Origin of the sequence: Sinorhizobium fredii (genome assembly GCF_002944405.1) — a bacterium.
GTDB classification, from domain to species: Bacteria; Pseudomonadota; Alphaproteobacteria; order Rhizobiales; family Rhizobiaceae; genus Sinorhizobium; species Sinorhizobium fredii_C.
On the sequence record NZ_CP024310.1, the window covers coordinates 1,316,900 to 1,342,847 of the forward strand.

25 protein-coding genes are annotated in these 25,948 nt (G+C 61.8%); 12 read left to right on the forward strand and 13 right to left on the reverse strand.

Going from position 1 to position 25,948, the window contains the following annotated elements; all coding sequences use genetic code 11:
• Positions 1-90: 90 nt before the first annotated feature.
• Complete coding sequence (locus NXT3_RS29760) at positions 91-639, forward strand: DNA-3-methyladenine glycosylase (RefSeq protein WP_104841240.1); 549 nt, start codon at positions 91-93, stop codon at positions 637-639.
• 107 nt (positions 640-746) lie between these two features.
• Here NXT3_RS29760 and NXT3_RS29765 read toward each other — a convergent pair whose 3' ends face one another.
• From NXT3_RS29765 to NXT3_RS29775, 3 genes are all read right to left on the reverse strand, one after another.
• On the reverse strand, positions 747-1,841 hold the full coding sequence (locus NXT3_RS29765; protein ID WP_097524458.1) for an ATP-dependent DNA ligase: 1,095 nt from the start codon (positions 1,839-1,841) through the stop codon (positions 747-749).
• Positions 1,842-1,864: 23 nt separating this feature from the next.
• Positions 1,865-3,982 carry a catalase gene (gene catE, locus NXT3_RS29770; RefSeq protein WP_104841241.1) on the reverse strand — a complete coding sequence of 706 codons (2,118 nt, stop codon included), beginning with the start codon at positions 3,980-3,982 and terminating at the stop codon, positions 1,865-1,867.
• 112 nt (positions 3,983-4,094) lie between these two features.
• Complete coding sequence (locus NXT3_RS29775; RefSeq protein ID WP_104841242.1) at positions 4,095-4,556, reverse strand: YbhB/YbcL family Raf kinase inhibitor-like protein; 462 nt, start codon at positions 4,554-4,556, stop codon at positions 4,095-4,097.
• Positions 4,557-4,808: 252 nt separating this feature from the next.
• Here NXT3_RS29775 and glgA point away from each other — a divergent pair, with 252 nt between their 5' ends.
• A complete protein-coding gene (gene glgA, locus NXT3_RS29780) occupies positions 4,809-6,269 on the forward strand; it encodes a glycogen synthase GlgA (protein WP_179864669.1) in 1,461 nt (486 codons plus the stop codon).
• Positions 6,270-6,384: 115 nt separating this feature from the next.
• Positions 6,385-7,296 (forward strand): DMT family transporter, encoded by a 912-nt coding sequence (locus NXT3_RS29785; RefSeq protein WP_104841243.1) that lies wholly within the window; start codon positions 6,385-6,387, stop codon positions 7,294-7,296.
• A 36-nt stretch (positions 7,297-7,332) separates the two neighbouring features.
• Here the strand turns inward: NXT3_RS29785 and NXT3_RS29790 are convergent, their stop codons facing one another.
• A complete protein-coding gene (locus NXT3_RS29790; RefSeq protein ID WP_104841244.1) occupies positions 7,333-8,172 on the reverse strand; it encodes a fumarylacetoacetate hydrolase family protein in 840 nt (279 codons plus the stop codon).
• A gap of 377 nt (positions 8,173-8,549) precedes the next feature.
• Between NXT3_RS29790 and NXT3_RS29795 the strand changes: the two genes are divergently transcribed.
• Entirely contained in the window at positions 8,550-8,927 is a 378-nt protein-coding gene (locus NXT3_RS29795) for a hypothetical protein (RefSeq protein ID WP_104841245.1), read from the forward strand.
• Positions 8,928-9,006: 79 nt separating this feature from the next.
• Here NXT3_RS29795 and NXT3_RS29800 read toward each other — a convergent pair whose 3' ends face one another.
• Positions 9,007-9,828 carry a BA14K family protein gene (locus NXT3_RS29800; protein WP_104841438.1) on the reverse strand — a complete coding sequence of 274 codons (822 nt, stop codon included), beginning with the start codon at positions 9,826-9,828 and terminating at the stop codon, positions 9,007-9,009.
• 158 nt (positions 9,829-9,986) lie between these two features.
• Entirely contained in the window at positions 9,987-10,265 is a 279-nt protein-coding gene (locus tag NXT3_RS29805; RefSeq protein WP_097524453.1) for a hypothetical protein, read from the reverse strand.
• A gap of 317 nt (positions 10,266-10,582) precedes the next feature.
• On the opposite strand from NXT3_RS29805, the gene NXT3_RS29810 reads away from it, so the two are divergent.
• The gene (locus NXT3_RS29810) at positions 10,583-10,849 is read left to right on the forward strand and encodes a DUF2277 domain-containing protein (RefSeq protein WP_097524452.1); all 267 of its coding nucleotides are present in this window, start codon (positions 10,583-10,585) and stop codon (positions 10,847-10,849) included.
• Positions 10,850-11,183: 334 nt separating this feature from the next.
• Here NXT3_RS29810 and NXT3_RS29820 read toward each other — a convergent pair whose 3' ends face one another.
• On the reverse strand, positions 11,184-11,603 hold the full coding sequence (locus NXT3_RS29820; RefSeq protein ID WP_097524450.1) for a DUF1236 domain-containing protein: 420 nt from the start codon (positions 11,601-11,603) through the stop codon (positions 11,184-11,186).
• 97 nt (positions 11,604-11,700) lie between these two features.
• Here NXT3_RS29820 and NXT3_RS29825 point away from each other — a divergent pair, with 97 nt between their 5' ends.
• From NXT3_RS29825 to NXT3_RS29840, 4 genes are all read left to right on the forward strand, one after another.
• Positions 11,701-12,342, forward strand: coding sequence for a ThuA domain-containing protein (locus tag NXT3_RS29825; protein WP_104841246.1), 642 nt, complete (start codon positions 11,701-11,703; stop codon positions 12,340-12,342).
• A gap of 666 nt (positions 12,343-13,008) precedes the next feature.
• Complete coding sequence (locus tag NXT3_RS29830; RefSeq protein WP_104841247.1) at positions 13,009-14,451, forward strand: GMC oxidoreductase; 1,443 nt, start codon at positions 13,009-13,011, stop codon at positions 14,449-14,451.
• A 12-nt stretch (positions 14,452-14,463) separates the two neighbouring features.
• Positions 14,464-14,907: a hypothetical protein gene (locus NXT3_RS29835; RefSeq protein ID WP_037416462.1), complete on the forward strand. Its 444-nt coding sequence runs from the start codon at positions 14,464-14,466 to the stop codon at positions 14,905-14,907.
• 30 nt (positions 14,908-14,937) lie between these two features.
• Positions 14,938-15,933 (forward strand): phosphoribosyltransferase family protein, encoded by a 996-nt coding sequence (locus NXT3_RS29840; RefSeq protein WP_097524446.1) that lies wholly within the window; start codon positions 14,938-14,940, stop codon positions 15,931-15,933.
• A 43-nt stretch (positions 15,934-15,976) separates the two neighbouring features.
• Here the strand turns inward: NXT3_RS29840 and NXT3_RS29845 are convergent, their stop codons facing one another.
• Complete coding sequence (locus NXT3_RS29845; protein ID WP_097524445.1) at positions 15,977-17,470, reverse strand: lipopolysaccharide biosynthesis protein; 1,494 nt, start codon at positions 17,468-17,470, stop codon at positions 15,977-15,979.
• 472 nt (positions 17,471-17,942) lie between these two features.
• Between NXT3_RS29845 and NXT3_RS29850 the strand changes: the two genes are divergently transcribed.
• The gene (locus tag NXT3_RS29850) at positions 17,943-19,421 is read left to right on the forward strand and encodes a thiol-disulfide oxidoreductase (protein WP_104841248.1); all 1,479 of its coding nucleotides are present in this window, start codon (positions 17,943-17,945) and stop codon (positions 19,419-19,421) included.
• A gap of 131 nt (positions 19,422-19,552) precedes the next feature.
• Here the strand turns inward: NXT3_RS29850 and NXT3_RS29855 are convergent, their stop codons facing one another.
• Both NXT3_RS29855 and NXT3_RS31875 read right to left on the reverse strand, forming a co-directional pair.
• Positions 19,553-19,975, reverse strand: coding sequence for a DCC1-like thiol-disulfide oxidoreductase family protein (locus NXT3_RS29855; RefSeq protein ID WP_097524443.1), 423 nt, complete (start codon positions 19,973-19,975; stop codon positions 19,553-19,555).
• A complete protein-coding gene (locus tag NXT3_RS31875) occupies positions 19,972-20,163 on the reverse strand; it encodes a hypothetical protein (RefSeq protein WP_141471702.1) in 192 nt (63 codons plus the stop codon). The genes NXT3_RS29855 and NXT3_RS31875 overlap by 4 nt, the downstream gene beginning before the upstream one ends.
• A gap of 320 nt (positions 20,164-20,483) precedes the next feature.
• Between NXT3_RS31875 and ggt the strand changes: the two genes are divergently transcribed.
• Positions 20,484-22,103 (forward strand): gamma-glutamyltransferase, encoded by a 1,620-nt coding sequence (gene ggt, locus NXT3_RS29860; RefSeq protein WP_104841249.1) that lies wholly within the window; start codon positions 20,484-20,486, stop codon positions 22,101-22,103.
• A 219-nt stretch (positions 22,104-22,322) separates the two neighbouring features.
• On the opposite strand, the gene NXT3_RS29865 is transcribed toward ggt, so the two are convergent.
• A complete protein-coding gene (locus tag NXT3_RS29865; RefSeq protein WP_234819631.1) occupies positions 22,323-23,435 on the reverse strand; it encodes an MFS transporter in 1,113 nt (370 codons plus the stop codon).
• Between the two features lie 109 nt (positions 23,436-23,544).
• On the reverse strand, positions 23,545-23,772 hold the full coding sequence (locus NXT3_RS29870; protein WP_097524441.1) for a DUF1127 domain-containing protein: 228 nt from the start codon (positions 23,770-23,772) through the stop codon (positions 23,545-23,547).
• Positions 23,773-23,907: 135 nt separating this feature from the next.
• Between NXT3_RS29870 and NXT3_RS29875 the strand changes: the two genes are divergently transcribed.
• Positions 23,908-25,416, forward strand: a complete 1,509-nt coding sequence (locus tag NXT3_RS29875) for a winged helix-turn-helix domain-containing tetratricopeptide repeat protein (RefSeq protein WP_097524440.1) — start codon at positions 23,908-23,910, stop codon at positions 25,414-25,416.
• 24 nt (positions 25,417-25,440) lie between these two features.
• Here the strand turns inward: NXT3_RS29875 and NXT3_RS29880 are convergent, their stop codons facing one another.
• The gene (locus NXT3_RS29880; RefSeq protein WP_097524715.1) at positions 25,441-25,833 is read right to left on the reverse strand and encodes a GFA family protein; all 393 of its coding nucleotides are present in this window, start codon (positions 25,831-25,833) and stop codon (positions 25,441-25,443) included.
• Positions 25,834-25,948: the final 115 nt, after the last annotated feature.

Below are 25,948 nucleotides of genomic sequence, written 5' to 3' on the forward strand. Positions count from 1 at the left end.
AGTGGCTGCGCGCAAGTTTCGGGCGCAACGTTGGCGAGCGTGAAAATATGAGACTACATACGACCGGCATAGATCGGGGAGCGCTATCGATTGCAGTGGGATGACAGCTTCTTTGCGCGCGACGCCGTTAAGGTCGCCGCCGATTTAATCGGTGCGGAATTCGCTGTCTCCGGCATCGGCGGCATCATAGTCGAGACGGAAGCTTATCTGCCCGAAGATGCCGCCTCCCACAGCTTCGCCGGTACCACGAACCGCAACCGCTCGATGTTCGGCCCGCCGGCGCATGCGTATGTCTATCTTTCCTACGGTCTTCACTGGTGCCTGAATTTCGTCTGCCTGCCCGGCAGCGCCGTGCTCGTCCGCGCCATCGAGCCGAGATGGGGGCTGGAGACGATGCGGGAGCGGCGCGGCGTTTCGCAAGACAGGTTGCTCTGTTCCGGCCCCGGACGAGTCGGCCAGGCGCTCGCGATCGGCAAGGAACAGGATGGCTTGCCGCTTAACGGAAAGCCCTTCCAGCTAAGCCTGCAGACGAAGCGGCCGCCCGTTGCAACCGGCCTTCGCGTCGGAATATCCAAGGCCGTCGAGCACCCCTGGCGCTTCGGGCTGCAGAACTCGCCCTTCCTCAGCCGCAAGTTCTAACGCCTCTTGCCCAAAAGTGTGCAGCGGTTTTGGGATGACGACATGCACAAAACAAGGACCTAAAGCGCGCAGCGTGAATACATTTTCTCGCGACGCGCTTTGGCCTGTCAGCGTGGCTCGATCTGCTCATAGGTGCATTGGCGCGGATCCTTGTCGGGACGCCAGCGCATCAGCTTCGTGCCATGGCGGAAACGACGGCTGCTGACGTGATCGAATCTCACCTCGACCACCAGCTCCGGACGGACCGGTTCCCATTCGCCGCTGCGCTCTGTGCTCCAGCGGCTCGGGCCGCCGGGTGCCTTGCCGGTAAAGCCGGGCGGCTCGCGCAATGCCTCCAGCCGACGTGTCAATGCCGGGCGCTCCTTGTCGGAAATCGTCGCAGTAAAGCCGACATGGTTCAGCGTTCCGTCGCTGTCGTAGAGGCCGAGCAGGAGGGAACCAACCTCGTCGCTGTCGCTCTCGTAGCGGAAGCCGCCTACGACGCAATCGGCGGTCTTCAGGCGCTTGACCTTGACCATCGCACGCTCGCCGCATTCGTAATTCCCGTCGCGCCGCTTGGCGACGACGCCGTCGGTCGCGCCCGCCTCCCACGAGGCGAGCCATCGCTCGGCCTCCTGTCGGTCTCGCGTGAAGGGGGAAAGGGCGAGCTTGTCCGGAACTGCGTTTTTGGCGGCAAAGGCTTCCAGTGCCGCTCTCCGGGCGGGAAGAGGCTTGTCGGTCAGGACTGCCCCCTTTGCGTCGACCAGCATGTCGAACAGGATGAGGCGGGCCGGCGTTTGCTGCGCGAGCTTCTCGACGCGGCTTGCCGCCGGATGCAGGCGCATCTGCAGGGCGTCGAAGGAAAGACGCCCCTCGACTTCGATGACGAGTTCACCGTCAAGGACGAATTGCCGGGCGTCCAGCCGGCGCAAGAGGGCGATGACTTCCGGGAAAAACCGCCCGAGCGGCTTGCCGGATTTGGCCCTAAGATCAACCTCCTCGCCGGATTTGAAGGCAAGGCAGCGGAAGCCGTCCCATTTCGGCTCATACTGCCATGCCCCATCGCTCGGAAGCTCGGTCGCAGAGCGGGCCTCCATCGGCGCGGTGCTGACCGGCAGCGCGAAGCCGCCGGCCGATACAGCCTCCGCCGCCGCCCTTGCCTTTCTCGCCGAGCGCGGCCGTCCGGTCGCCTTGGTCGGTTTTCGATGCGCCGGTGACGGCATCGTCCACTCCTTCCCCGATCGCCCTATTTCAGCTTCACGGCCGGTTCCCTCGCCCAGACGCGCAGCTTGCCGAGTTCCTTGAAGAAGGCGGCGATGCTCCCGGCATCGGTGAGCTCGATCGTTCCCTCGTCGAGGGCGTCGGCAATGCCGGCCCTCTCCAGGAGGGGACGTGCCGCACCGACAAAGCCGATATATTTGCAGTGGGCGAAAGCATCGGCCACGAAATCGCGGGCGGTGGCGACATCGATCAGATCGGCGACGGCCTCTGCCGAAGGAAGAAGCACCACCGCGTCGTAGAGCACGGATGGGCCGCCATCGACCATCTGATGGGCTGCGACCCACCTGCCGTCCGAGGCGGTGAATCCGCCGACCTTGGGGGCGATCAGCTCGAAGGCTGCCTTTTGCTCCGTGACCGCAGCGATCAGGCCATCGAGCAGCGCCGCATCCGCGCCGTCGGTCGCCAGAATTCCGAGCTTACGGCCCTCGAAGCGCTTCGGACCGCGCTCGATGATGCTGAGCGCCGGCGATGGATCGAGGTCCTGCCGCGTGGGTACGGCAGCTTCGGCCGGCTTCGGCATTGTTTGCAACCCGAGCGCGTGGCCGACCTTCTTGCCGAGCGTCTCGTCGATATTGAGGAGATGGGCGACCATGCGCTCGCGGATCACAGGTGTCTCCACCTTGCTCAATTCGAAGGTCAGGGCGTCAGCAATATGACGCTGCTCGGGCGGCGTCTGGCTGATGAAGAACTGGCGCGCCTGGCTATAGTGGTCCGCGAAGCTCTCGGCCCGAATGCGCAGTTTCGGCCCCTGCTCCTCCGAAGCGAAATGCCGGAACCCCTTCGTCGGAGACTCGCGCGGCCCCTCGCCCCAGGAATTCGGCTGGTAATTCACGCGCCCGACCGGATTGCGCATGGCCATGTGGCCGTCCTGCTGGAAGTGCTGGAAGGGACATTTCGGCGCATTGATTGGCAGATGGGTGAAGTTCGGGCTGCCGAGCCGCTTCAGCTGCGTGTCGAGATAGGAGAAGTTGCGCCCCTGCAGCAGGGGGTCATCGCTGAAGTCGATGCCCGGCGGCACGTTCTGGGTCATGAAGGCGACCTGCTCGGTCTCGGCGAAGAAATTCTCCGGCATTCGATCGAGCACCAGCCGCCCGACCGGCTTCGTCGGCAGAACCTCCTCCGGAATGATCTTGGTGGGATCGAGAATGTCGAAATCGAACTTGTCGGCAAAGTCCTGGTCGAAAAGCTGTACATGCAGTTCCCACTCCGGGAAATTGCCGGACTGGATCGCCTGCCACAGGTCGCGGCGGTGGAAGTCGGGATCCGCGCCGTTGATCTTCACCGCCTCGTTCCAGGCGACCGACTGCAGTCCGAGCTTCGGCTTCCAGTGGAACTTGACGAAGGTCGACTCGTCCTTGGCATTGACGAAGCGGAAGGTGTGAACACCGAATCCTTCCATGAAGCGGAAGGACCGCGGGATGGCCCGATCTGACATGACCCACATGATCATGTGCATGCTCTCCGGGGTCAGGCTGATGAAGTCCCAGAAATTGTCGTGCGCCGATTGCGCCTGCGGGAACTCCCGGTCCGGCTCCGGCTTCACAGAGTGGATCACGTCCGGAAACTTGATCGCGTCCTGGATGAAGAAGACTGGTATGTTGTTGCCAACGAGGTCCCAATTGCCCTCCTTGGTATAGATCTTGACGGCGAAGCCGCGCACGTCGCGTGCCAGATCGAAGGAGCCCTTGCTGCCGGCCACGGTCGAGAAGCGCACGAAGGCCGGCGTCTGTTCGCCCGCCCGCTGAAACAGGTCCGCCCGGGTATAGGCGGCAAGCGATTCATACGTCTCGAAGAAGCCATGGGCGCCGTAGCCGCGGGCGTGCACGACGCGCTCCGGGATCCGCTCGTGATCGAAGTGAAAGATCTTTTCGCGGAAATGAAAGTCCTCGATCAATGTCGGGCCACGCTCGCCGGCGCGCAGGCTGTTCTGATCGTCTACCACCGGTCCTCCTTGCGCGGTCGTCAAGACAGGAGTGGCGCCTTCGGCGATCTGATGGAGCTCGCCGCCGTTGCCGCGGGTTGCTTTCTGGTCATGAATGGTGGCCGGCTTGGAATTGTTGGGCGCAGAGGGTTTCTTGGCCATCGCAGCACTCCTTGATCGGGGACGGAATGGGCACGAAACCGCGACCGCTGAGGTTGGTTCCCGGCGAACTCGTTTTTCGAAGGCTGAGGTGATCGACGCCGTAACCGAAGCGTCAGCCTTGACAGGTGCCGATCAGAACGGCCTCCGCGATGCGGTGCTTGCGGGCCTCGTTCCAGGCCTGCACCGCCCCGACATCGTCCGAGATCGACATGTTGCGGGTGTCCAGCGCGGCGAGCTTGAAGTGATAGTGATGCAGGCCAGTCCCCGCCGGAGGCTGCGGCCCATCATAGCGCGCATTGCCGAAGTCGTTCCGGATGAACTTAATGGCGTGTTCCGGGCCGGTATCGACAGCCTGCGAAAGCTCGGTCCAGTTGCCGGGAATGTTGATGATGGCGCAATGCCGGAACACCCCCCTTACGGCGTCCGGATCCTCGACGATCAATGCAAAGCTCTGTGTACCGTCGGGCGTACCCGTCCATTTCAGCGGCGGAAAGATGTTCTCGCCGAAGCGCGTATGTTTTTTCGGGATCGGCTGGCCTTCCGCGAAGGCGGGGCTCATCAAGCTGAAAGTCATCACCTCTCTCCTTCATGTTCGGCACATGGAACGGGCGCACGACCGCCGGATTGTACTCCCAAAGCAGGCCGGTGTTGAGGTCGGTGGCAGCAAATCGCCACCCGACCGAACCGGTCGCGGCGCGCACAGAGGCTCCTGCAAAAATTTCGATTTCGCGGCGGAACTTTGCGCACGGGCTTCGTGTTGAAGGAACTGCAAATGGGGCGGCGATTGGCCGGCAACGGCCAACACAATTTTCCGGAAATACGATCTATGAACGTTCTCTCCGTGACGGCCGAGATTTTCCCTTTGGTGAAGACCGGCGGGCTGGCCGATGTTGCCGGCTCGCTGCCCAAAGCTTTGAAATCGCACGGGATTCGCACACGCACGCTGATCCCGGGCTACGCCTCCGCCATCGAGGCCCTCGAGGCGGCCGCACCGGTTGCCCGCTACGATTGTCTTTTCGGAGAGAAGGCGACCCTGCTTTCCGGACGCGCCGCGGGGCTGGAGCTTTTCGTGCTCGATGCGCCGGGATTCTTCTACAGATCGGGCGGCCCCTACACCGACGAGCACGGGGTGGACTATCCGGACAATTGGAAGCGCTTCGCCGCCTTCTCCCTGGTCGCATCGCAGATCGCCGGCGGACTCGTGCAGCACTGGCGGCCGGACATCATTCACGCGCACGACTGGCACGCCGCCTTGAGTCTGGTCTACGCCAAATATGCAAAGAACGTGCCGATTCCACGTGTCCTGACCGTCCACAACATTGCCTTCCAGGGACAGTTTTCCGCCCATCTCTTCTCAGAACTCGGCCTGCCGAACGAGGCCTATTCCATAGACGGCCTCGAATATTACGGCGATGTCGGGTATTTGAAGGGCGGCCTCCAGGCGGCCGATGCCATCACCGTCGTCAGCCCCACCTATGCGCGCGAAATCATGACGCCGACCTTCGGGATGGGTCTCGAAGGAGTGGTGAATGCACGCCATGAAGACGTCGTCGGCATCGTCAACGGGATCGACGTCGACGTCTGGGATCCCTCGATCGATCCCCATATCGAGCATTCCTATTCGGCGAGAACGCCTCTCCGGCGGCTGCCGAACCGCGAGGCGCTGCTCGAGCTGTTCGGCCTGCCGCATACGCGCGCTCCGGTCTTCGCCAGCATCAACAGGCTGACTTGGCAGAAGGGCATGGATCTTCTGGCAGCCGTCGTCGACGAAATCGTCGCCATGGACGGCCGGCTGATCGTTCATGGCAATGGCGACGCGGATATCGAATACGCCTTTCTCGACGCCGCCCGGCGGTTCCCGCAACACGTCGCCATGAGGCTCGGCTACGAGGAGCAGATCGCCCATAAGATCCATGCCGGCGCCGACGCCATGCTCGTTCCCTCGCGCTTCGAACCCTGCGGGCTGACGCAGCTCTATGCGCTTCGATACGGCTGCGTGCCGATCGTCGCGCGGACCGGGGGCCTGTCGGAAACGATCATCGACGCCAACGTCGCTGCGCTCCAGGCGCAGGCCGCCACCGGAGTGCAATTTTCCCCGGTCGATACGGAGGGATTGCGGCACGCGCTGCGCCGCGCCCTCAAACTATTCCGGCACCGGCGCGTCTGGGAGAGCCTGCAGCGGCAGGGGATGAAGACGGACTCATCCTGGCACCGCAGTGCTGCCAGATATGCGGAGCTCTACGGCGACCTCACCGCGACCGCCACCGACATGCGCTTGGCCGGCTAGCATCAGCCGGTCCGTTTGACGTCTCATTCGCAACGCTGATGAGTCGATCAAGAACGATGCATGGATTGCGGCGCCGGAATATGCCAATGGCTCAGCGCTCCACAAGGACTTCGCCATGGCCGTCGAGACCGCGCCCGCCGCCCTAGCCACCGCGTCCAACGCCACCCGCACGGGCGTGCTGGTCATGCTCTTGGGCATGCTGATGTTTTCGCTCAACGACGTCATGGGCAAGTGGCTCGTCGCCACCTATTCGGTCGGTCAGGTCGTGCTGATCCGCAGTCTCGCCGCGGCGGTCCTGCTTGTCCCTTTCCTCTGGCTCGGCGGTGCCCGCAAACTTCTCGCCATCGAGCAGCCGGGCCTCCAGGTCGCCCGGGTCGTCGCCTCGACGGCGGAGGTCTTCGCCTTCTATTTCGCCGTCATCTACCTGCCGCTTGCCGATGTCATGACCTACTGGCTGGCGGCGCCGATCTATGTGGCGGCCGCCTCACCGCTCCTGTTGAAGGAACATGTCGGCTGGCGACGCTGGACGGCGATCGCCTTCGGCTTCGTCGGCGTCCTGATCGCCCTCGAACCTTCTTCTGAGGCGCTGACTCTGCCGGCGCTGATTTCGATCTTCGGCAGCATGTGCTTCGCCTTCATGATGGTGTCCGGCCGCTCGCTGCGCGGCACGCCGGATACGACGCTCGCCTTCTGGCAGCTGGTCGGGGCGGCGCTTGCCGGCCTCCTCTGGGCGCCGTTTGACTGGACGCCGCTGAAGCCGCTCGACACGGCGATGCTCGGCCTGCTCGGCGTCGTCGCGATGGTCGCCCACGTGCTCGTCAATCGGGCGCTGAAGCTTGCCGACGCCGCGACGGTGGCGCCACTTCAATACACGCTGCTCTTCTGGGCGATCGTCTTCGGCTGGCTGATCTTCGGCGACACGCCGCGCCTGTCGATGGTGCTCGGCGCCGGTCTCATCGTCGCCTCTGGCCTCTTCATTTTCTTCCGCGAGCAACAGCTCAAGCGGCAGGGGCGGCTGAAGGCTTAGACCCGGCGGCGCCCTCAAGGGGCGCCACCCGCGAAATCAGTCGTCCGCAACCACCATCTGCTTCTGCGCGCCGAGGCCTTCGATGCCGAGTTCGATGACGTCGCCGCCCTTCAGATATTGCGGCGGCTTGAAACCCATGCCGACACCGGGCGGCGTACCGGTCGAGATGATGTCGCCCGGATGGAGCGTCATGAACTGCGAAAGGTAGCTGACCAGATACGCGACGCCGTAGACCATCGTCTCGGTCGAGCCGTTCTGCTTCGTCTCGCCATTGATCTTCAGCCACATCGCCAGGTTTTGCGGATCGGCGATCTCGTCGCGGGTGACGAGCCAGGGACCGGTCGGACCGAAGGTGTCGCAGGACTTGCCCTTGGTCCACTGGCCGGAGCGCTTGATCTGGAAATCCCGTTCCGAGACGTCGTTGATGACGCAATAGCCGGCGACATGGTCCATCGCTTCGTCTCGGCCCACATATTTGGCCCTCTTGCCGATCACCACGCCAAGTTCGACTTCCCAATCGGTCGCCACCGAACCGCGCGGGATGATGACTTTGTCGTTCGGACCGACGATCGCCGAGGTGGCCTTCATGAAAACCACGGGCTCCGGTGGAACCTCGAGGCCGGATTCTGCCGCATGGTCCGCGTAATTGAGGCCGATGCAGATGAACTTGCCGCTACCGGCGACGCAGGGGCCGAGCCGGGGCGTGCCCTCTACGAGCGGAAGGCCCTCGAGGTCGAGACCGCGAGCCCAGCCGAGATCGGCGATTGCCGGGCCGGCGACGTCGGCGATCACCGCCGAGAGGTCGCGAATTCGGCCAGCACTGTCCAGAACGCCCGGCTTTTCCGCCCCTTCGGGGCCGTAACGCAACAACTTCATTCTGCTCCTCCAAACGGTCGAGACGAAAGACTCCGCCTCACAAACCAAAGGAAGCGGTAGATGTAAAGTTGTTTTGGAAGGTGCCGGAAGAAAAGCGGATCCTCGCAGGTCCGGTTCGCGGCGGAAGCGAATCGAAAGAGCGTGGAACCTTCCCGTCACCGGCCGGTTCGGTGCGCTGCGCGTTGTGCGCGCTAATAAGAAGGACAACGCAGATGAAATACAATTATTTTTTTGCCGCGGCTATCTCGCTTGCAATGGCATCCGCCGCTGTCGCTCAAAGCAGTTCAGGGTCAACATCGGGTGGTGGCACGGCGGGCTCCGCATCAGGGACGACCTCCGCCTCTCCTTCCGGGAGCAGCTCGGGAGCCCCGGGGGTCATGCAGATGAACGAAGCGGAAAGGAGCACCACGTCGAAATGGCCGGATCCGGTACGCAACGCCCTCTTCTCCGATGCGTCAGGGACGAGCTTGCGCAGCCAGGATGAAATCAAGGCCAACTGGTCGAAGCTGACGGCCGAGCAGCAGAGCCAGATCAAGCAGGATTGCAATACGATGCAAACCGCATCGGCGACGGGAGCCGGAAGCGCATCAGGCAGCGCAAGTGGGTCGGCGGCCGGAACTACACCCCAGGTTTCGGGCGAAACCACTGCAAGCACCTCTACCGGATCGACCTCGTCCGGGTCGGCGGCGGGCACTCAGGCCACAGGCGGCGCGATGACCATCGCGCAACTCTGCACTATGGTCAACGCGATGTAGAGCTGGCCGTCCGTATCGCGGGAGACGTGGCGCTCCCGCGATACGGCTATTCCGCTTTCCTTCTCCGCAACATCTCGGCTTATCGGCACTGACGGCGCGGCCCGCCGTCATAGGGCTGGTAGGTGTTGTCTTCCGGACGGTACGATCGGTATCGACTGAAGCAATAGTCGACATGTTCGAACGACAGGTTCGTCGCATCGGCCGAGAGGTCCATCTCGGCTGAAGGAGCGTCGACGCTTTCCTCAGGAGTGGGTGGCGGCAAGGCGACTTCCAACGGCGTTCCGGCCGCATTCATATAGGGAGAGATGCAAGTCCGCCGGCCGCCACTAAAGGATGTATAGCTGTTGTCGCGGGCACGGTAGGACCGATAGCGGTTCGCACACCATTCGACGTGCGCCGTCGGCCCGGCTGCCGACACCGGCTGTTCCTCGCTGGGTATCGTTTGAACTGAGCCGGTGGCCATTGAATCCAGAGAAGGAAGTTCCTTTTCGTCCCCATTGACCCTTGCGATCACCTCGGGTTCCGAAGGAAGGTCTTCTGCAGCCTCATTGCCCTGCGTGGTTACCACGTGTTCCGGGAAGTCCTCCACTGCCTCTTTGCCTTTTGTGGTCGCGATGCGTTCTGAAGGCAGGGTCACTACCGGCTCTTTGCCTTTTTCGGTCTCCAAGGGCTCCTTGGGAGAGACATCAATTGCCGCGGCGCGGGCGGGGAGCCGCTCGAATTGCTGAGCCGCCGGGTTCACTGCACGCGGCTGCTCGGTCCATATTTCCGACTGATTCATATCGAGCTGCGGCTCACGTGCCGGGTTCCCGTTAAGGATGAAAGTTGCGACCGCCGCCCCGCTAAGGAAGAGTGCGAGTGACAGGGCGAACCCGCAAAGTCCCGCCAATAAGCCTTTCACCTGACCCTCCATCGTTTGTCTGTACGAAGAATGCGAGGGCTCCGTCTCAGGTTCCGCCGTGCGTGAGAATCCCCTGAATTTTGGCGGCCAGCTTCTCGCGCACGGTCGCGGAGATGCCTGACAAAGGTCTGGCTCCGCGATAAGAAAGAAACCCGCCCCTACTGCAGGGTGGCCGGATCGATCTTCCGGCTGTTCAACAGGTGCACGAATGTGATCCCCTGCTCCAGGAGCAGTTCGGCGGCCTTCAGGTCGCACGCCTCAAGGCCGGAGGAACAGCCGCGAAGGCTGCATGCGAGCGACATCGAGTTCGCAACCGCGCGCGCGTCGCCGTCCTCCTCGGCCTCGTCGGCGGCTGCTTCGAGCGCGTCGGCTACCGCCGACATCAGGTCCGCCAGTTCTCTGACATTCATCTCTTCGACAGTTTTCAGAACTTGCATGACGTCTCCTTGGCGCGCGACAATTCGCGGTGGCAAACAGCGCGCGCATCTTTCATATGGAAGTCGTGGAAGTGGTCTGATGAGATATGGTCGCGGAACCCCTGGCCTGCAAGGCATGGCTACCATGCCCGTGGCGCATGCCCTATGCCGCGGAGAACCGGCTCGCTCAGGCTTTTGGAGATGAAAAGCAACTTGCGCGCTACCCAAAGGCATCAGTTTTTGAAAAGATGCGCGATGCTGCGTGTCAGCGCCTGCCGCTCAAGTCGCCATCCGATGTGACTTGAAGCGGAGGAGACGAGGATGACCGGGAGCAAGCCATGTGCCGAAACATCAAACCTCTCTTCAATTTCAATCCGCCGGCGACGGACGAGGAGATACGCGATGCCGCACTGCAGTTCGTGCGAAAATTGAGCGGAACGACCAAGCCGTCTAAGCGCAATGAAGCGGCGTTCGAGCGCGCCGTAAGCTCGATCGCGGCCTGCGCCAGCGAACTGCTCGAAACGCTGGAGACTTCCCAACCCCCGCGCAACCGTGAGGACGAAGCAGCAAAGGCGCGTGCGAGAATGGCGATCCGCTTCCCGTAACATGTGCGGGCGTAAAATTCTGTCAAGAGTTGCACAGGCAAAGGGACTCGACCTCTAGGTTTTTCTTTGGTTTTATCTTCAGCTAATATTCTTGGGTGGAGGAGGACAGAGGATGGTTTACGACTGGGACGGAAAGCGGACACGTCGCCTTCAGATGCTGAAATTCTTCAGCGCGCTGGCGATACCTGCCCTTCTTTTCGGTTCAGCGGTTGCGGCAGTGGAGTGGACCGACAGAGGCACCCAGGGCGTCAAGGCCACTCGAATTCGGTAAGCGGCCGATGAACGCTTCGGCGTTCACCCGGCGAGCTCGGAAGCTCACCGGGGGAATTCAAGTTTATTGTATGACCTGTACCACCGTGCGGCTTTTCGGGTCGGCGATGACCCGTTGCTCATTCACGACCGCATAGGCATAGCGCGTATCTTCGGGTATCGGAGTAAGGACAACCGTCTCGGGCAAGGGCTTGCCGACGACGATCTGTTCCTGGATGACGACTGGCTGCGTCGGAAGCGGCTGCGCTTCGACATAGGCAATCACTTTCGGCGGAGGCGGGTCGATGACCGCTCCCGCGATCGCGCCCGCGACGCCGCCAACCGCGGCTCCGACCGGACCTCCAACGACTGCGCCCGCGGCGGCTCCGCCAGCGGCGCCGGTCACTGCGCTATTTCTCGACGTGTCTTCTGCTGCAGCAGGAAGAGTTACGGCTCCAATTCCAAGACTCAACGCAACAGCACTCTTGAGGAGCATGGCTTTCATCAGAAAATTCTCCCTTGTGCATCCCTTCGGGTCGACAAACTACAGGGTTCGGGCTTTTGTTCCGGCGGTCCGCAAACGAGATCAAGGAGGATGAGACATGCGCGAGGCACTGATCGTCTGGGGCGGCTGGAGCGGGCACGAGCCAAAGGAATGCGCCCATGTCATTCGCGACATGCTGCAGGAGGACGGCTTCCGGGTCTATCTGGAACACACGACCGAGACCTTTGCCGATCCCTCCATTCACGACGTGTCGCTGATCGTGCCGATCATGACCATGTCGAAGATCGAGAAGGAGGAGGCGAAAAACCTCGCCGCTGCCGTGCAAGGTGGCGTCGGCATTGCCGGCTATCACGGCGGCGCCGGCGATGCGTTCCGCGAATGCGTTGAGTACCAGTTCATCATCGGTGGCCAATGGGTGGCCCATCCCGGAAACATCATCGACTACCGCGTGAACATCAGCCGCCCCGACGACCCCCTGATGGAAGGGATCTCCGATTTCCCTTACACCTCAGAGCAATATTACATGCATGTCGATCCCTCGAACGAGGTGCTGGCGACGACCACCTTTTCCGGCGAGCATGCGTGGTGGATCGAGGGCGTGGTGATGCCGGTAGTCTGGAAGCGCAAGCACGGTAAGGGCCGGGTCTTCTATTCCTCGCTCGGCCACGTATCGAAGGAATTCGAGGTTCCGCAGATGCGGACGATCTTCCGCCGCGGTGCCAACTGGGCGGCGCGGTAAATCGATCTGGCGCTTACTGGATGGGTTGCCGCTCGGCGTTCTCTCGCTGCGCCAAGCCGACCGCTCTTCGGCCTCGCAACTGATCCAGCCTATCGCCAAACGGGCTATGACTGTGTTTCGTCTGGCGCTGCACAACGAGGCCGCTCCGCCTACAATCCTTCCCCAACCCTTTGGAATTCCCTGTAAAGCTGCTCCGGCAGAAAACTTTCATGCACATGTTGCAATGCAATAATATTCTGTTAGGGTGTATTGCAGAGATCATCTCCTCTTGAGGTTGTGCAATGAAGGCATGTGCTTGGTCGGGCAGCCGGAGTTTTCAACGGGCTAAGGTCGTTCCCCGCAGGCCGTCCGCCCGCTTTGGTGAAGCGCAGTTTCGAGGTAAGTGCCCACAGCGCGAATATTCAAAGTGCGGGTCGTTTCTTCGGCATCTGCGTGTCATTGCAAAAACTGTAGCTGCGGTCTGCAGCCGGTAATCGCCTGTGCCGCATTTCACAGGCAATAGCGGCCGTCGGGGAACTCCGACTGCTGCCATCCGAAATTCGCATCGAAGCATCTGCCTACTACCGCAGCACTGGTGAGAACGTGACCGGAGTGAATTTGCTGACCCTGCAATTCGGGCCCCGCAGGCCAATGCGGTTGCTCCTCCCCGTCTTACGAGGTTAACCGATGGTGCTGGGTGTTCGCGCCGAAGAGATCGCCGGAGAGCATTTCGACGTGGTCGTGATCGGTTCCGGCTTCGGATCCGCCTTCTTCCTCCATGGTTTCACGCATCGCCGCAGCGCGCGCATTCTTCTCCTTGAATGGGGTCGCCACAACTCGCATGCGTGGCAGTTGGAACATGGTGCGAATACCGATCTCAAGGATGAGCAGACCTACAGGAGCAATTCAACAAAGCCGTGGAACTACACGATCGGGCTGGGCGGCGGCACCAACTGCTGGTTCGCCCAGACGCCACGGCTGCATCCGAATGATTTCAGGCTGAGAAGCCTCTATGGGGTCGGACAGGATTGGCCGATCAGCTACGATGATCTCGAGCCTTTCTACTGTCAGGCCGAGTCGATCATGTCCATATCGGGCGATCCGGATATGGCGTCGCTCATGCCGCGATCGAGGCCCTTCCCTCAACCGCCGCATCGGATGTCGACGCCGGATCGGATGATGAAAGCGGCGCAACCGGATCGGCACTTCGTCATGCCGACAGCACGGGCGCGGGTAGCGACAGAACAGCGTGCGTCCTGCTGCGCATCGCTGCACTGCTGGCTCTGCCCGGCCGATGCGAAATTCACTGCCAATAACGGTCTCATGCATGTCTTCGAACATCCGCAGGTATCCGTCTGCCTGGAATCGGAAGTGCGGCGATTGGAGCACGCGGCCGGAAGTATGCGCGCCGCGACGTTCCGGCACGATGGCAGGGAGCATACGGTCACGGGCGACCTTTTCGTGCTCGGCGCCAACGGTATCCAGAGCCCGGCTATCATGCTGCGATCGGGTCTCGGCGGCGATTTGGTCGGGCGGGGTCTGCATGAATCCTACGGCTGGAACCTTGAAGCCTATCTCGACGGCGTCGACAATTTCGATGGAAGCACCATCACCACTGGTCTGAATTTCGGCCTGTATGACGGAGCCCACAGATCGGAGCACGGCGCGGCTCTGGTCTATTTCGAGAACCGCTGGCAGCACGGTCTTCGTCCCGAGAAGGGGCGATTGCGGCAAACACTTCCCCTCGTAATCGTCACCGAGGACCTGCTGGAGGCGGACAATTTCGTCAGCCTCGATGAAAACGGCGACGCTTTCATAAGCTACAAGGGAGCGGCCGAATACGCGGTCAAAGGCATGACGAGAGCCAAGGAGCAACTGCCGGAGCTTCTTCGGCCGCTGCCGGTCGAAAAAGTCCTGGATCGCGGCATCCGGCGGACGGAATCGCATGTTCAAGGCACGCTTCGCATGGGGAAAGACCCCAAGGACTCGGTGGTCGACGGTGATTTGATCCACCACCAAATTCGCAATCTGCTGATCGTCGGCACCAGCACCTACCCAAGCTGTTCCTGCGCCAATCCCAGCTTGACGGCCGCGGCCCTCTCGTTGCGGGCGGCTAGTCGCCTAACATGATGGAGAAAAAGCATGATCACGCTTTCACGGCGCGCGGTTCTCGGTCTGGCCGGCGGGTGTGTCGCTTCAACCGCCCTTGCCTACACGGCGGCCCGGTCCTTTTCCGGCGAGGATTTGGTCCGGGCATCTCTGAAACGGTATCTCGGAGAGCTGAACATGTCGGATGAGCATCTGCGCGCCTTCACCCTGGAATTCCACAAGCGAAATCCATGGGATTTCCCGACGGAAAAGCTGGCGGATGCTTCGACGCTATTCGAAGGACTGGGTCTGGGAGACGCGGTTCGACCACTGCTGCCCGATGATGACGCAAAGCGTTTGGAGCGGTTCGAGCGCTGGCTGCTCGCCGACTTTCATCTCCTCACCGACTACGCCTGGCGCAGCGGACCGGAAGATGCCGTTACCTTTTCAGGCAGCCAGCATTGCGTGAACCCGTTTGCAAATTTCGACGCTGCATAGTGTCCATCAATACTACTTGGGGGTGAAGTTATGTACTACAGATCAATTGCAGATATGAATTCCACCATTGCCAAAAACCTCCACCGACTGCCACGTGATATCGATCTCGTCGTCGGAATCCCCAGAAGCGGCCTCCTGGCTGCCAACCTCGTCAGTCTGACCGCGAACATCCAGATGACCGATCTCGACAGCTTTGTCGCCGGCAAGACCTTCTCCTGCGGGATCACCAAGCGCTCCGCCGCTCTGCAGCGCACCATACCTGAGATGCGCCGGATACTGGTTATCGATGACAGCATCAATGGCGGTGGCGCCATGCGGGAGGCGCGGGTAAAGGCAGCCGCCGCGGGCGTTGCCCGCGACCAGCTTGTCTTCGCTGCCGTATACGGCACCTATGAGCGCTACGACGAGGCCGATCTCGTGCTCGAGGTCGTACCACAGCCTCGGCTTTTCCAGTGGAACGTGATGCACCACAAGTTTCTCGGCCAGAGCTGCGTCGATATTGACGGGGTCCTGTGTTTCGATCCCACCAACGAAGAAAACGATGACGGCCCCGCCTACCTCCAATTCCTGGCGCAAGCACGTCCACTGTATGTCCCGACGCGAAAGATCGCCTATCTGGTGACCAGTCGGCTGGAAAAATACCGGGCCCAGACGGAGGCCTGGCTGGCGGCGCAGGGAATCGAGTATGGAGAACTCATCATGCTCGACCTTCCCAGCAAGGAAGAGCGCCAACGGCTCGCCGCGCACGGCCGCTTCAAGGCCGAGTTCTACCGGCGTTCGGATGCCGTGCTTTTCATCGAAAGCGAGCACGATCAGGCGGTGAATATAGCCAAGCTCTCGGGAAAGCCGGTGCTTTGTATGGAGTCGCAACAGATGATCTCTTCGAATTCCGCGTGGCTGCTGGCAGGGCTAAAACAGGCGAAATCGTTGGAGGGTCGGCAGGCAATGCTGAAGGCAGCGGCCCGTGCGATGCTTGGAGAACGGGGTTACCAGGCGCTGAAGGGCAGGGTGCGAAAGCCGGCCTGATGATTGATGATTGCAGAAGGCCTCCGATGCGCAGAAGGCGCTCTTAGGCCTCCCCGCCCCGCGATCCGATCACGCGTCCCGGCACGAGCTTGATGGCCTCCCGCAAGGTTTGTCTGCCGAACGGGAAAAGCATCGCGATCACGATTGTAACGGCGTATGACAGGGCGGCAACGGCCGCAATGGCGAGAATAGGCTGGTTCGGCAAGACCGGTCGGGAAAACCAAAGGACCAGCAATGCGCAATGCGAACCGAGCACAAAGGGGCCGGCAGCACAAAGCACATCCTTCAAACCCAACGGCCCCTTTCTCCCGACATAGATCCACAGAAGCGGTGTTCGAACATACTCGCTGAGCGAATAGACAACGGCGACCCCTAAGGCTCCGTAGGGCAGACCGATGACGAAGGCCAAAGCCGACGTTACCGCTGTCACGATTCCCCACCGCATGAAATCACCCGACCGGCCCTGGCTGATGAACAGCCAACCTGCAGGATTGTTGACCGGCTGCAGCAAGCCGGCAAAGCCGAGCGCCATGAAAATGACTGCGCTCTCCCGCCACTGCTCTCCCAAGACAAAAGGAATAAGCACATCGGCCGTGGCAATGGCGGCGCCGACGCCGGGGAGCGCCACAATGAGCATCAAGGGCAGCACCCGAAGATAGGCGCTGCGATACCGATCGGGCTCGTTCGCCAGGCGGGAGAGCGCCGGCACCATGACTTTCGACAGCGGATTGGCCAGTTGGCTGAGCGGAAAAAGCAGCAGCTTATAGGCTCGGTCGTAAAGCCCCAATTGCGTCTCGCCCCAGTATCGGCCGATGAGAATGTTGTCCAGATTGCGGGCAAAGAAGTTCGCGAAGTTGAATCCAGTTATGCCGGCACCGAAGGTCAGCAACGCGCCTACGCCTTCGGTTTTGAGTGTGAAACCTGGCCGCCACCCCGAATTCGCCCAGTAACAGAGCGTCGGCAAGACGGCACTCGTCAGCGTGCCGGCGTAAAGCGCCCAATAGGATCGATCGACGAAAGTCCAGCCGACGGCGGCGAAAAAGCCACCCATGGCGCTAGCGATCTCCACCACCGCCAGGCGATCGAAGGCCATGCGCCGGTTGAGCAGTGCAAGGTGTTGGGCCCCGAAGCCATAGGCGAGTATCTGCAACGACATCGCGGCGACAAGAGGCCCCACTCGGGGCTCATCGTAAAAAGCTCCGATGAGCGGTGCCATGCCCACCATCAAACAGGCAAGCGCCACGCTGACCGCAACGTTGATCCAGAAGAGAGAATTCACCTCTTCGTGTGTTATGGAGCGTTTCTGCACGGTCGCCTGCGTGAGCCCAAGGTCCTGAAACAGTGCGATGAACGCCAATACCGGCGCGCACATCGCAACCACGCCAAAATCCTGAGGTGACAGGAGGCGCGAAAGGACGATTACGGAAAGGATCTGCGTCGCGACCTTGACCGCTTGGGCAAGGGCCGTCGCGACGGCACCCCGACCTACTTTCTCGCGGAGCGAACCGTCAGGGGGATCGAATGCGCTGGCTTCCAAATCCTCACCCTCATGCAGGTTGCAGTCGACGACAGGTTTGAAACTAACCCAGATGCTTGCCGCAGCGCAACAGAAACGGTCTGTTGTTGCTGCCATGCACAATGAAATATTGCTGCGCAACATGGGCCGTAGTAGAGTTGCTTCGTAACCGTGGGTCATGCAGCGTGCCGCTTCCGTGGGAACCAACTCTCCAAGGAACCGTCTTGGAAGGGTCGTCCGCAAACGCTCACCGCCGGTTGCTGACCGAATTGTTGTTTACAATTGAGAGTTGCTTAAGCTAATCATCGCGTGCGAATGGACCCCGCCAATGGTCGGGGCGCGTTGGACAGGACACCGGCAAGATGTCGTGATGCGGCAAATTGCTCCCGGTGCATTCGAGGTCGTGTGAAATTGTCGGTGCACAAAAGGCTGCCCGGAGGAGCATGCCTTCTTCTCCGGCGCGAGAAACAATCACTTCAAGTGGGTTCTAACGATGACGGCGAGCGCAATACCTTTCTGGAACTTTCGTCCAAGCAAAATCTCAACTGTCGGAAATCCCGCCTATACCTATGACGGTCTTACTGCATTTACGCCGTTTTGGGCGATGGCAGCGCTCTTCAGCATCGCGGGCGATGTCTATTCACTGATCGGTTACAAAGGGCTGGCCTACACGGTTTTGAGCTGGTCCATCGTCCTGCTCAGCATCTTGCTTCTGCTCTATCCGCGCCGCACCGGCATCCTGCTGGGGCTGGTCGCGGTCTCGCTGCTGTTATACGGCCTCCGCTTGCCGGTTGCCTCAAACAACAAGACGATCACGGCCGTGATGAACTTGGGAATCCTGCTCAGCGCAGCGGCTCTCTACGTCAAAGCCGGCAGCATCGCCGCCATCGACCGCATGACGCTCTATGGTCAGATCCGTGTCGTCGCCCGCGCCCTGCTCGCGATCATGTACTTCTACGGAATCTTTCATAAGATCAACACGGACTTCCTCGATCCTTCCGTCAGTTGTGCCGTGGGGCTCTACGTTCCGCTTGCTCGCCCGTTCGGTCTCGAAGACAATCTGTTTGGCAGGTACCTGGCGATCTATGCGACCTTTGTTATCGAGGCGATTGCCATCGTCGCACTCTACTGGAAGCGCTATTTCGCGATCGGCTTCATCCTGGCGCTTGTCTTCCACTACGTGATCCCGATCTCCGCCTATTCGTGGTACATGGATTTTTCGAGCCTTGTATTCGCGCTTTACGTGCTGAGCATTCCAGTTCCCGCCAGCCGATCGCTCTACGGCATCTCGCTTGCCGCCGCCAATGGCCTTCGCGCGCAGTTCGGACGGATTGGCACGCTCTTCCCGGCGGCGGTGCTCATGTTTTTTGCGATTGCAGTCGTCCTGCTTCTCGCCCGGACCTATCCGGAGCGCAGCTTCGACATGGTGGTCCACTCCGTATGGATCCTCGTGTGGTCCGTGGTCGGCGGCGTCGCGATGATCGTCCTGGCCTATGTGGCGCTGCAGAATCTGCCTTGCGACAACGTTTCCGCCCCGCGCCCGCCGGCATGGGTCTACGTCATCCCGGGCTTGTTTTTCCTTTCGTGCCTTTCGCCCTATGTGGGGCTAAAGACCGAAAGCTCGATCAACATGTTCAGCAATCTGCATACCGAAGCCGGTCAAACCAACCACCTGCTGTTCCCGACGCCGCCGTATCTTTTCAACTACCAGAACGAGGTGATGAAGATCGTCGATTCTTCCGAGCCGCACTTGGTCAGGCAAGCGCAGGCCGGAAAGTATCACGTCCTGCACGAGATTAAGAAGCAGCTCCGCTGGAATCCCGAGGCGTGGGTGACCTACGTCAAGGATGGAGAAACCGTTAGTCGCGCGACGGCAGCGACGTTGGCAGATGAAATGCCCAACATCCTCGAACGCAAGCTGCTGATCTTCAAGCTGGTGGACTTCTCCCGGCCTAAGGTCTGCACCCACTAGGCTCGGGACCTGCAGTTTTCTGCCAGGCGGACGCGCGGCTCAGGCGTCCGCGCGGCCACCGGGACGGAGCAGGGCGACAATGCGAGCCAGACCATTAGCCTGCCGGGTTTAGCGCCTGAGGAAGTTCCCCCTCACCAGCCGCTATTTCCATCCGGTGGAGGGTCAAGGTCGGCCGGAATGAGCGGGCGCCCGCGCAGTCGCAGCGTAGCACGGCGCCCCGCCTTGAGGAGCGGGTAGATCAACCTCGCGGCCGTTCTATTGGAAAGAAGCGCCCGGTTAAGGCGGCCGAAGAGGGACGAAGACGAACTAAGGATTGCCAGGAGATTGACCGCTTCGTCGCCGTGGTAAATGCGATCCTGGAAGACGAACAGCATTCCTTCATTGAGGTCGAAACCCTGCTTCTGGAAGCGAGCCACCCGCGGATCAGCGGAGCGGGCGTCGAGCAGTTCGACGGCACCAATGGTTTCGCGCAATCGCATGAAGCGAACATAGCTTTGGCAGAAGATGCAATCGCCATCATAGACGATCAGTGCTGGTGTCGGGGGCTCTTTCATTGGACTGGCGGATCGACGCCCAGGTCGGTGGGCGGCTCGGCCATGTCGCCGAGGCGGCATTCACCATAAAACGTGCAGCCCGAAACGACGGGCAAATTGATGAGCGCATCGAATACACCGACAAACGCCAGAGCGACAATCCCGAGGGCAACGAGCTTCTTATAAAGAGGCATGTCTCGAAAACCCACCGGCTCCACTCCTCTCAGGCTCGCGTCGTATGATATGAGCGCTCGCAGTGCGACTAAGCTGCGCCTCGCCCGCCGCCGATCTTGTGCAATGCACAATGCTTCGAAATCAGCTTGAGATCAAGAGGTTTCCTATCATTGGTTGTATTCAACTCATCCTCGCGGCACCTCTCGCCCGTCATGGGCAAATGTGGCTTGATCTTTGAATATTGAAATATATCGCGGCTCGCATGGGCGTCTCGATGATCCGCGCCTGTTTCCATCGAAACGGCCCCGTCATAAGCTCCGGACTGTCTTCTCGATCCTCGCGGAGTTCCATTCCCATGCGTGACCTGCAATTTCCCGGCCGTTCAGTCGTCATGGGCAGGCATGGCGCCGCGGCCACGTCGCATGCTCTTTCGACGCTCGCCGCCATCGAAATCCTGCGCCGCGGCGGTAATGCGGCCGACGCCGCGATCGCCGCCTGTGCCGTCCAATGCGTGGTCGAGCCGGGCTCGACAGGCATCGGCGGCGACAATTTCGTGCTCTTCGCTCCCGCGTCTACCGATCCGCCGGGCACCGACACCAAGACGCGCGGCAAGGTCTACGGTCTGAACGGCTCGGGGTGCGCGCCGGGGGGCCTCACCGCCGAGCATCTCTTGAGGCAGGGAGTGAAGAAGATCGCTCTAACGTCGGTGCATGCGGTGACCGTCCCGGGCGCCATTGATTCCTGGGCCAAGCTGAACCAGCGCCTCGGCTCCATGCCGCTCGGCGCGTTGCTGCAGCCCGCCATCCGCCATGCCGAGGAAGGTTTTGCGGTGACCGAGCGCGTCGCCACCGATTGGGCCCGTAACGAAGACAAGCTGAAGGCGGATGCCAATAGTGCGCGCATGTGGTTGAAGGGTGGCCGCGCTCCTACGGCCGGTGAGGTGTTCAGGCAGCCAGAGCATGCGAAAGTCCTCCGGGAGATCGCCGCCAAGGGCCGCGACGGCTTTTACACCGGCTGGGTCGCCGAGGACATGGTGGCCTATCTCCGCAGCCTCGGCGGCACGCATTCGCTGGAGGATTTCGCCTCGCAGGAGGCTTTTTGGGTCGAGCCTATTTCGACCAGCTATCGCGGCATCGAGATCCTGGAAATCCCGCCGAACGGCGTCGGCATCACGACTTTGCTAATGCTCAACATCCTGAGCGGCTTCGACCTGGGCAAATACGATCCGGTCGGCGTCGAGCGCTTCCATATCGAGGCCGAGGCCACAAGACTGGCCTTTGAGGCGCGCGACATGTATGTCGCCGACCCGGCCTTTGCCGATGTCCCCGTGCAGAAGCTGCTTTCGGCCAACTTCGCCGACGGCCTGCGCGGCCGCATCGACCTGAGGAGAGCCATGCCGGCTGGGGGCCCGCTCGGCACCACGACATATCGGGATACCGTCTATATCAGCGTGGTCGACGGAAAGGGCAACGCCTGCTCCTTTATCAACTCGCTGTTCTGGCCCTATGGCACCGGCCTTTCCAGCCCGAAAACCGGCGTGCTGCTGCACAACCGCGGCACGGGCTTCCTTGTCGATCCCGCGCACCCCAATTGCGTGGCACCGCGGAAGCGCCCGCTGCACACGATTATCCCGGCGATGGCCATGAAGGACGGCAAACCGTGGCTCTGCTTCGGCGTCATGGGCGGCGGCTTCCAACCGGTCGGCCAAACCCACGTGCTCACCAATATCATCGACTTCGGCATGAATGTGCAGGAAGCCATCGACTGCGCCCGCGGCTTCCCCCAGATGGGGCGCTTCGAGGCCGAGCGCGGCATCCGCGAGGATGTGCTGAAAGGCCTCGTGGCATTGGGCCATGATATCAAAATGGCCGAGATGCCGCTTGGCGGCGGCCAGGCGATCATGATCGATGCGGCCAGCGGCGTGCTGCAGGCCGGCTCGGATCCGCGCAAGGACGGCTGCGCGCTGGCTTACTGAGCCTGCTCGAAGCGAGAACATTCGCCAACGTTCGGAACCTTGCGCGGGCGCGGGACGTTAGAGCCCGTCGCTTTACCAAGCGACGTTGACGCAATGGGGGTCGACTCTTTCCCTCCCACTGCCCCCGAGTCGACCTTGTTGGCAGCGCCCCTCCTCCCTCCTCCGAGGGGCGCTGCCTCACCATGGCAATGTTCGGCAGTGATGCTGTAGATGCCTCGATCAGAGCCGCCTTCTCTCTGCCATCAGAAGCACTGCCAGAACGCAGCACAGGAGGCCGAGGGACGTTGGCAGCCCGTGATGTCCGATCAGTTGCATCGTCAATCCCGTCGCGGGCGAGCCGACGATGCCGCCGATACCCCATACGAAGGCGAAGGCCGCGTTACCGGCGATCAGCGCCTGACCGGTGAACCGCTCGCCGAGCCGGATGAGCGATACGGTATAAATCCCGAAGGAGACTCCGCCCCAGACGAAAACGAGCGGCCAGACGAGCCATGCGTCGAAGATCGACGGCAGCAGCAGGCAGCCGGCCAGCGCAGCCAGGGCACAGAGCAACAGGGTCCGCCTCGAGCCGAGCCGTTCGGTCATGCGCCCGAACAAAATCTGCAGCACGGCATTGCCAGCGATGAAACAGGCGATGAGCGAAGCGATACGGGCCTCGGCGCTACCGAGCGCGGCGCCATAGACCGCCAACAAAGAGAGCAGGGTCTGCTCGAATGCGGCGGCCGTGAAGACCGCGAACAATAGGAGCGGCGCCCGTGCGAAGAAGCCGCCGACCGATATTGCCTCGCCTTCGTGCGGCATCTTCGGCAGACGTGGCACGACCCCAAGCACGATCAGGCCGCAGAGTAGAAGGGCCACGATGCCGATCAGGAAAGGCGGCCAACCCTCGGTACCGGTGAGGCCGAGCGAGAGCGGGCCGATGGCGAAGCCCCCCGAAACAATCGATGAATAGAGGCCCAGGATGCGGCCCCGGCGTGGCGCCGGCGTGATCGACATCAGCCAGGTCTCGCTGATGACGTAGAGCGGATTGGCGAAGAAGCCGAGCAGGAAGCGCAGCGGCATCCAGGCCCAAACGCCCTGCATCCAGGCGATCGCGGCCAGCGTGAGCGCCGCCAGCAGCGAACACAGGATCGCAAGCCGCGCCCCGCCCACGCGCCGCGCCAGCGCCGGAACGAGGGGTGCGGATACAATGAAACCCAGCGGCGTCATCGCCGCCGACAAGCCGATCAGGTCCGGCGCCATCCCCTGCCGCTCGAGGATGAAGCTGAGCAGCGGATAGGTCAGCCCCTGCGCCACGGCAAACACCGAGACGGTCGCGATGATGCCCGCCATCGCCGCCCAGGGGAGCCGATCCTCTCGCGGCGATGCCGTGCTTTGCAGGTGCCGGCAAACAACTGCGGCACGCGGAAACTGGCGATCCTCTGTCATTGCAGCAGTCGCCTCATAGAGGCGGCATCGGCCCTTGCCAGAAGGGCTTGGCGATCTCTGCCTCGAACTGCCGTTGGGTCAGGCCGATATCGGCGATCAAATGCGGATCGTCCTTCAACTTCTGCTCGAGTTCCCGGCGAAAGCCTATCCGCGCGCCCCAGGTCGCGATGATGCTCCGCAGAGTCGCGAGGCTGTAATGCCGATGGGGCGGGGCCGAAGCAGGGGTCGGAGTCTCGTTCATACCAATCCTCCTTATGGTTTGCGGGTCGGGGATCCGACCTGAAAGAGGATGAATTCTGCGGGAGACGAGGAGCGCCGTAATTAAGCGCTCCCAAAAAGTTCTCAAAAACTTCCAAACGGACTATAGACTTGCCCTATGCAGGGATCGCGCTTTGCCTTTGGTCCGTTCGTGCTTGATCCGGCTGCGGGAACGCTGCTTCGGAACGATGACCCCGTTGCGGTCGGCTACCGCGGGCTGAAGCTGCTTGCGGCTCTCGTCGGACGGTCCGGCGAAATCCTGAGCAAAGCCGAGTTGATGGACGCGGCGTGGCCCGACACGGCCGTCGAGGAAGGCAACCTCACCGTCCAGATTGCGCAGCTCCGGAAGCTGCTCGGTCCAGCCCCCGACGGCGGTGAATGGATCTCCACGGTTCCGCGCGTCGGCTACCGCTTCACGGGGGCGACCGAACAGCTCGGTGGCGCCATGCGAAAGCCTTTGCCACTGCCCGACAGGCCGTCGATTGCCGTGCTCCCCTTCGTGAATTTCAGCAACGATCCCGAGCAGGAAGCCTTCGCGGACGGGTTGACCGAAGATCTGATCACCGATTTATCCAGGATCTCCGGCCTGTTCGTCATCGCCCGCAACTCGGTCTTTGCCTACAAAGGACAGGCGACAGACGTGCGCGAGATCGCCGAGGACCTCGGCGTCCGATACCTGCTCGAGGGCAGCGCAAGACGCGCCAAGGGGCGCGTGCGCATCAACGCCCAGCTGGTCGATGCGCTGAGTGGCGCTCATCTCTGGGCGGAACGCTTCGATCGCAGCCTCGAGGATATCTTTGCCGTTCAGGACGAGGTCACCGGCAAGATCGTCGAGGCGCTGCTCGGCCGGCTGCGGGCACCGCCGCAGCGCAATCGGCCCAAGAATCTCGAGGCATACGATCTCTGCGTGCGGGCGCGCAAGCTGATCGACGATTCGCCGCAGACGGCGCGGGAGGCGCATCTGATGCTGACCCGCGCGGTCTCGCTCGATCCGCGATATGCCGAGGCCTATCGCTGGCTTGCCATGAATCATTGGATGGGGTGGGTGCATTGGGGCGAACCGATCGAACCAAGCCGCAGCGTTTCCTTGGAACTGGCGCGCAAGGCCGTAGCGATCGATCCCAACGATGCCGGCTGCCGCTGGGTGTTGGCCAACTTGCTTGCCTATGAGCGCAGCTTCAGGGAGGCGGATGCGGAATTCGCCAAGGCGATCGAGCTCGATCCGAACGACGCCGACATCTGGGCGACCTTATCCGACATTGCGGTCCTGGCCGGCCGGGTCGCGGAGGGCCTGGAGCACATCAGAAAGGCCTTCCGGCTGAACCCGTTTCCGGCAAGCTGGTACTATCTGACGCTCGGCCAGGCGCAATATGCGGGCGGCGAATACGAAGCGGCTGTCGTGACACTCAGCCGGGACGAGACCTATCGCACGGGCTCGCGCCGTTTCCTGGCGGCAAGCCTTGCCCAACTCGGCCGGCTGGACGAGGCGCGCGCCGAGGTCGAGCTTTTCCTCGTCGGCAACCCACATTTCACGATCCGCCATTGGGCCACGACCGAGCCGTTCCGCGACGACGCGACGCTCGAGCATTTCGTTGACGGTTTCCGCAAGGCCGGGCTTCCGGAGTGACGCGCTTCGCGCGGTTCGCTCGACCTACTCCTCGAACCGACCCGAGCCCTCTCGATCGCGCTCGTATTGTCTCGTGAGCGGAAACGGCGGCAGCCAGGCCTCACGGCGAACGATCCAGCTTTCATAGGTCGGCATCAGTTGGTCGGGGGCGTCCAGGGATCCCAGGTTCACTTCGATTTCGTCCGCGCTGCGGCCGAAAAGCGACGAGCCGCAGCGGGGGCAGAAAAACCGCCCGGCATAGGCGCGCGTTTCGCCATCGACCGTCACCGCGCTTTCGGGGAATATCGCGGAAGCGTGAAAAAGCGCCCCGTGATGCTTGCGGCAGTCGAGACAGTGGCAAAGGCCGACCCGGTATGGGAGTCCCGACGCCACAAGACGAACGTTGCCGCACAGGCAACCTCCGGTGAACCGGTCCATGCTGTGCCTCCTCCAGATCAAGCGGAGCGGATTGTTTACAACGAACGGCCCTGTCATTGCAATTTTCCGCCACCGGCGGGGAGTGATCGACTGACGCGCCCGCCTCCGAGGGGAA